The 6,501-nt window shown below is 67.9% G+C and carries 4 protein-coding genes; 2 read left to right on the forward strand and 2 right to left on the reverse strand.

Annotated features, from left to right (window positions below):
* The first annotated feature begins 93 nt into the window (after positions 1-93).
* Positions 94-951, forward strand: a complete 858-nt coding sequence (locus GBZ26_RS03445) for a dienelactone hydrolase family protein (protein ID WP_174437598.1) — start codon at positions 94-96, stop codon at positions 949-951.
* A 15-nt stretch (positions 952-966) separates the two neighbouring features.
* Here GBZ26_RS03445 and GBZ26_RS03450 read toward each other — a convergent pair whose 3' ends face one another.
* Positions 967-1,854 (reverse strand): EamA family transporter, encoded by an 888-nt coding sequence (locus tag GBZ26_RS03450; protein WP_174437599.1) that lies wholly within the window; start codon positions 1,852-1,854, stop codon positions 967-969.
* Positions 1,855-1,935: 81 nt separating this feature from the next.
* Complete coding sequence (locus GBZ26_RS03455; RefSeq protein WP_174437600.1) at positions 1,936-2,541, reverse strand: hypothetical protein; 606 nt, start codon at positions 2,539-2,541, stop codon at positions 1,936-1,938.
* A gap of 190 nt (positions 2,542-2,731) precedes the next feature.
* Between GBZ26_RS03455 and dnaE the strand changes: the two genes are divergently transcribed.
* Positions 2,732-6,214 (forward strand): DNA polymerase III subunit alpha, encoded by a 3,483-nt coding sequence (dnaE, locus tag GBZ26_RS03460; RefSeq protein WP_174437602.1) that lies wholly within the window; start codon positions 2,732-2,734, stop codon positions 6,212-6,214.
* The last annotated feature ends 287 nt before the right edge of the window (positions 6,215-6,501 follow it).

A 6,501-nucleotide genomic window follows, 5' to 3' on the forward strand; every position in this document is an offset into this window, starting at 1 on the left:
ACCGCGTAAGAGTGGCATCGCCGTTCGGCGGATTGGTGATCGGTGCGTCCTGGGGCAGACTTCGCGCAACCCAACAAGGAGGGACCGGAGTTCATGGATCAGAAGATCATCGATCTGTACGACGAGTACACCCACCGACCGCTCTCGCGCCGCGTCTTCCTGGAGCGGCTGGCCGTGCTGGCGGGCAGCGCGGCGGCCATTCCGGCGATCCTCTCCCAGATCGAGCCGAACTATGCCTTGGCCGCCGAGGTTCCGGAGGACGACAGCCGAATCGCCACGGAGCGCGTCAGCTTCCAGGGCGCGACCGGTGATGTCCACGCCTACCGCGCGCGCCCGAAGCTGGCCGAACAGTCGCCGGCCGTGGTGGTCATCCACGAGAATCGCGGCCTCAATCCCTACATCGAGGACGTGACGCGGCGGCTCGCGGTGGCCGGCTTCGTCGCTACGGCGCCGGACCTGCTGTCGCCGCTGGGCGGCACGCCGCAGGACCCCGACCGCGCCCGCGAGATGATCGGCCAACTCGATCCCGACAAGACGGTGAACGACCTGATCGCCGCGATGAGCGACCTCATGGCCTATCGCTATTCGAACGCCAAGGTCGGGGCCATCGGCTTCTGCTGGGGCGGCGGCATGACCAACCGGCTGGCCATCAAGGCGCCCGACCTCAAGGCCGGCGTCGTCTTCTACGGCCCAGCGCCCGACCCGGCGTTGGTCACCACGATCAAGTCGCCGCTCCAACTTCACTACGCCGGGCTGGACCAGAATGTGAACGCGAAGGTTCCGGCCTACGAGGAGGCCCTGAAGAGGGGCGGCAAGTCCTACGAACTCTACATGTATGAGAACGTGAACCACGCCTTCCACAACGACACGTCGGCGGAGCGCTACAACAAGGAAGCGGCGGACCTCGCCTGGGGCCGGTCCGTGGAGTTCCTGAAGAAGAACCTGACCTGATCGATCAGGCCCAAATCAGGGCCGATGGGTGGCGGGCCGTGCGGAGGGCAGCTTCAGCACGGCCACCGCCAGCCCGGCGAGGACGAGAAGCGCGCCGGCCATCTTCAGCGGCGTGAAGCTCTCTCCCAGGAAAAGCGCGCTGGAGCTCATGCCGAAGACCGGCACCAGCAGCGAGAAGGGGGCCACCAGACTCGCCGGGTAATGGCGCAGCAGGAAGCCCCAGGCGGCGAAGCCGAACAGCGTCGCCCCAAAGGCGATGTAGGCCACCGCCCCGACGCCCAGCGGAGTCAGATGGGTCAGGGCCTGCCACGCCCGGTCCGGCCCCTCCATCCCCAGCGACAGCAGCAGCAGCGGAATCGGCGGCACCACGCTGACCCACAGCATCATGCGGAACAGGTCCGGCGCCCTGGCCTGCTTCATCAGCAGGTTCGCCACGCCCCAGGTGGCCGCGGCGGCCATGACCAGCCCGAGCCCGAGCAGGGAATCGCCCGCCGGCATCTCCAGCGCGATCAGGCCGATCCCGGCGAAGGCCACCGCCATGCCCAGCACCTGCTTCGGCCCGGGCCGCTCTCCCAGCACCAGCGCGGCAAAGAGGGCGGTGAAGAAGGCCTGCGACTGCAGCACCAGCGACGACAGCCCCGCCGGCATGCCGATGTCCATCCCGACGAACAGCAGCGAGAATTTCACCACCCCCAGCACCATCCCGATGCTGAGGATGAAGCGCCAGGGCACTGGCGGACCGCCGCGGACGCCCAGAACGACAAGCGGCAGCGCCGCCAGCGCGAAGCGCAGGGCGCAGAACAGGATCGGCGGGAAATCCTCGAGGCCGACCTTGATGGCGACGAAGTTGAAGCCCCAGATCGCCGCGACGGCGAGGGCCAGAGCGATGTGGGCGGTGCGCATGGAGGAGAGGCTAAGGCCGGTCCCGCTGCCGGTCAATGCGATGCCCGATGCACCCACTGCGGGTCAGACCCTCGAATCTCTTCACTTATCCGTATGCAGGATGCGGCACTCGTCCAGCGCGGCCAGCGCCCAGGAGGAGCCGCCCAGATTGACGTCGCCGATCTCCGTCCCGCCGCCGTCCCGCTGCAGCGTCACCGCGCGCGACCGCATGAAGGGCTCGAACAGGTCCTCGTATTTGGGCAACTCGACCGGGACCACCACGCCGCCGTCGGGCAGGGGGCTGGCCTCCAGCGCCATGGTCTCGCCGTCGGGGAAGATGGCGGTCAGGCGGCTTTCCGTATCCCTGTCGGCCTGGGCGTGCTGGTCGGCGTTGACCAGCATGGCCGCCCCCTTCGCCGTCGCCCGGAAGGAGAGGGGGGAGGAATCGTCGGTCCGCGTGGCGTAGCAATAGGCCGAGCCGGTCTTGGTCGCCGGATGCGCCCGCACGACCCAGCCCTTGTTCTGCGCGACGACGCGCCCCGGCGCGTCGGACAGGGGGGAGGCGGGCGTTTCGGCTGGCGGCGGCGGCCGGTGGGCCTGCTCCGCGGACGGTGCGGGGGCGCCGGTGGTCTGGCAAGCCGTGAGGAGCGTGGCCGCCAGCACCGCCAGAACGGCGCTGGAGCGGATGCGGCGCATGGAACGGGTCATTCTCGGATCGTGGCTCTGCCTCTTTCGATAGCACGAACACGCATGATCGGGGAATCTTCCCTCGCCCTCGATCGGGTTGGCGCATCGCCGCATGGCCGGGCCCGCGCTTGGTCCCTTGCAGTGCGGGGCGGGATGCGCGACGACTAGGGGAGACGTCCCCCCTTCGCTGGAACCGGTGCCCATTTCCGCCATGCCCCACGCCGACTTCATCCACCTGCGCGTCCACTCCGCCTATTCCCTGTCCGAGGGCGCCATCAAGGTGAAGGAGCTGGTCAAGCTCTGCCAGAAGAAGGAGATGCCGGCGGTCGCCGTGACCGACACCGGCAACCTGTTCGGCGCGCTGGAGTTCGCTCTGGCCGCCGCGGATTCGGGCGTGCAGCCGATCATCGGCACGGTCCTTGGCATCACCCGAGTCGGCCCCGCCAACGGCAAGCCGGGCCTGCCGGGCAAGGCGGCGTCGGTCCCCGACCAGCTCGTCCTGCTCTGCCAGACCGACGAGGGCTACCGCAACCTGATGAAGCTGGTCTCCAAGGCCTTCCTGGAATCGGACCCGATGGCCGGGCCGCAGATTCCGCTGGACGCGCTGGAGGGCCATTCCGCCGGACTGATCGCGCTGACCGGCGGTCCTGCCGGCTCGGTCGGGCGGCTGCTGGGCGAGGGGCAGAAGGATCTGGCGCTCGACGTGCTGGAGCGGCTGAAGCGGCTGTTTCCCGGCCGCCTCTACGTCGAGCTTCAGCGCCACCGCGACCATTTCGCGGTGATCGAGGACGCCATCGAGCCGGCGCTGATCGACCTCGCCTACGCCCACGACCTGCCGCTGGTCGCCACCAACGACTGCTACTTCGCGACCGAGGACATGTACGAGGCGCACGACGCGCTGCTCTGCATCGCCGAGGGCGCCTACATCAGCCAGACTGAGCGCCGCCGCCTCACGCCCGACCACCGCTTCAAGTCGGCGGAAGAGATGCGGGACCTGTTCAAGGACTTGCCGGAGGCGGTGGACAACACGGTCGCCATCGCCCGGCGCTGCTCCTTCCTGCTGAAGCCGATCAAGCCCATCCTTCCGCCCTTCCCCTGCGAGGGCGGACGCGACGAGGGGGAGGAACTGCGCGCCCAGTCCCGCGAGGGTCTGGAGATGCGGCTGGACAGCGTCGTCTACACCCCGGACATGACGCCGGAGCAGCGCGCGGAAACCCGCAAGACCTATTTCGAGCGTCTGGAGTTCGAGCTGGACGTCATCGTGTCGATGAAGTTCCCCGGCTACTTCCTGATCGTGTCGGACTTCATCAAGTGGGCCAAGTCGCACGACATCCCGGTGGGGCCGGGCCGCGGGTCGGGCGCCGGCTCGGTCGTCGCCTGGGCATTGACCATCACCGACCTGGACCCGCTGCGCTTCGGCCTGCTGTTCGAGCGCTTCCTGAATCCCGAACGCGTGTCGATGCCCGACTTCGACGTGGACTTCTGCCAGGACCGCCGCGAAGAGGTGATCCGCTACGTCCAGGACAAGTACGGCTACGACCGCGTCGCCCAGATCATCACCTTCGGTAAGCTGCAGGCCCGCGCCGTTCTGCGCGACGTTGGGCGCGTGCTGCAGATGCCCTACGGGCAGGTGGACAAGATCTGCAAGCTGGTGCCGAACAACCCGGCCAACCCGGTGACGCTCCAGCAGGCGCTCGACAGCGAGGAGATGCTGCGCCAGGCCCGCGACGGCGACGAGACGGTGGCGCGCCTCGTCAACATCGCGCTGAAGCTGGAGGGCCTCTACCGCCACGCCTCGACCCACGCGGCGGGCGTGGTGATCGGCGACCGGCCGCTGCACGATCTGGTGCCGCTGTACCGGGACCCGCGGTCCGACATGCCGGTCACCCAGTTCAACATGAAGTTCGTCGAGCAGGCCGGGCTGGTGAAGTTCGACTTCCTCGGCCTGAAGACGCTGACCGTGCTGAAGACGGCGGTGGACCTGATCCCCGAGAAGCCGGACCTGACCACCGTCACGCTGGACGACCCCCGAAGCTACGAGATCCTGGGGCGCGCCGAATCGACGGGCGTGTTCCAGCTGGAAAGCTCGGGCATGCGCGACGTGCTGCGCCGGCTGAAGCCGAACCGGCTGGAGGACATCATCGCGCTGGTGTCGCTCTACCGTCCGGGCCCGATGGACAACATCCCCAAATACATCAAGGTGAAGAACGGGGAGGAGCTGCCCGACTACATGAATCCGGCCCTGGAGCCGATCCTGAAGGAGACCTTCGGGATCATGATCTACCAGGAGCAGGTCATGCAGATCGCCCAGGTGCTGTCCGGCTATTCGCTGGGCGGCGCCGATCTTCTGCGCCGCGCCATGGGCAAGAAGATCAAGGAGGAGATGGACAAGGAGCGCGACAAGTTCGTCATCGGCGCCAAGGACAAGGGCGTGGACCCCGATCAGGCCAGCATGATCTTCGATCAGGTGGCCAAGTTCGCCGGCTACGGCTTCAACAAGAGCCACGCCGCCGCCTACGCCCTTGTCGCCTACCACACCGCCTATCTGAAGGCGAACCACCCGGTGGAGTTCATGGCGGCGTCGATGACGCTCGACCTCGGCAACACCGACAAGCTGAACGTTTTCCGGCAGGAGCTGGTGCGGCTGAAGATCAAGCTGCTGACTCCGGACATCAACAAGTCCGACAGCATCTTCGGGGTGGAGGCGCTGCCCGACGGCACCAAGGCGGTGCGCTACGCGCTGGCCGCGGTGAAGGGCGTCGGCCTGCCGGCCATGAAGGCGGTGGTGGAGGAGCGGCGCAGGAACGGCCCCTACAAGAGCCTGTTCGACTTCGCCCGCCGCCTCGACCTGAAGACCATCAACAAGCGCCAGCTCGAAAACCTGACCTGCGCCGGCGCCTTCGACGGCATCAACCCGAACCGCGCCCAGGTGCACGCGGCGCTGGAGACGCTGATCCGCTACGCCCAGGCCGAGGCGGCGGAGCGCGACAGCGGCATCGGCAACCTGTTCGGCGGCGCCGGGGGCGGGCTCAAGGAGCCGGACCTGCCCAAGGTCAAGGAGTGGGAGCCGCTGGAGAAACTGAAGCACGAGTTCGGCGCCATCGGCTTCTACCTGTCCGCCCACCCGCTGGACGCCTTCGCCGGGCCGCTGGGCCGCATGAGGGTGGTGCGGTCGGCGGACCTCGCCTCGGCGGTGACCGGCGGCGGCTCGACCCGGCGCAGCGTTGCCGGCATCGTGGTCAGCCGCAAGGAGAAGACCGCGAAGTCGGGCAACCGCTTCGCCTTCGTGGAACTGTCCGACTCCAGCGGCGGCTACGAGGTGACGGTCTTCTCCGAGGTGCTGGCGACCAACCGTGACCTGCTGGAGGCCGGGCGCCCGGTGCTGATGACCGTGGACGTCCAGATGAACGGCGAGGACATGCGCCTGACCTGCCAGGAGGTGAAGCCGCTGGAGGACGCCGTCGCCCAGGTGTCGGACGGCTTGAAGGTGGTGGTGCGCGACGGCGGGCCCGTGGAGAGCATCCGCGGCATGTTGGAGCGGCTGGCCCGCGGCAAGGGCAAGGTCCATCTGCTGGTCGAGATCGACCCGTTGAAGGAGGTGGAGATCCAGCTTCCCGGCTCCTTCAACATCACCAACCAGAGCCGCGCCGCGTTGAAGGCGGTGCCGGGGGTGGTCGAGGTGGTGGAACTGTAGAGAATGCGCTTCCCATGACGAAGCGGTGCGCGATGCACCGCATTCGGCGCCAAGCAATTGGCAAACCGGTGTTGCCAAAGCGGTTGCGGCGGGCTATGTAAGCGCCGTCGTCAAAACCTCACGCGGGCTGGCGGTCCCTCGGCTTTACCCCGATGGCCCGATCCGGTGTCCTGTCAAACGGACAGTGCCCGCGGCGGAGCAACCGGAAAAGGACTTTTCCAAATGGCCCTGTCCCCTTTTACCCTGCGTCCGCCGCTCGCCAGCCGAGTGCACCTCCCGCCCCACCC

Origin of the sequence: Azospirillum formosense (assembly GCF_013340925.1) — a bacterium.
GTDB classification, from domain to species: domain Bacteria; phylum Pseudomonadota; class Alphaproteobacteria; order Azospirillales; family Azospirillaceae; genus Azospirillum; species Azospirillum formosense.

Bases quoted from the DNA above. Each gene is read 5' to 3' on its own strand.
- dnaE (WP_174437602.1), top strand. From the start codon at position 2,732: ATGCCCCACGCCGACTTCATCCACCTGCGCGTCCACTCCGCCTATTCC.
- GBZ26_RS03455 (WP_174437600.1), bottom strand. From the start codon at position 2,541: ATGACCCGTTCCATGCGCCGCATCCGCTCCAGCGCCGTTCTGGCGGTG.
- GBZ26_RS03445 (WP_174437598.1), top strand. From the start codon at position 94: ATGGATCAGAAGATCATCGATCTGTACGACGAGTACACCCACCGACCG.
- GBZ26_RS03450 (WP_174437599.1), bottom strand. From the start codon at position 1,854: ATGCGCACCGCCCACATCGCTCTGGCCCTCGCCGTCGCGGCGATCTGG.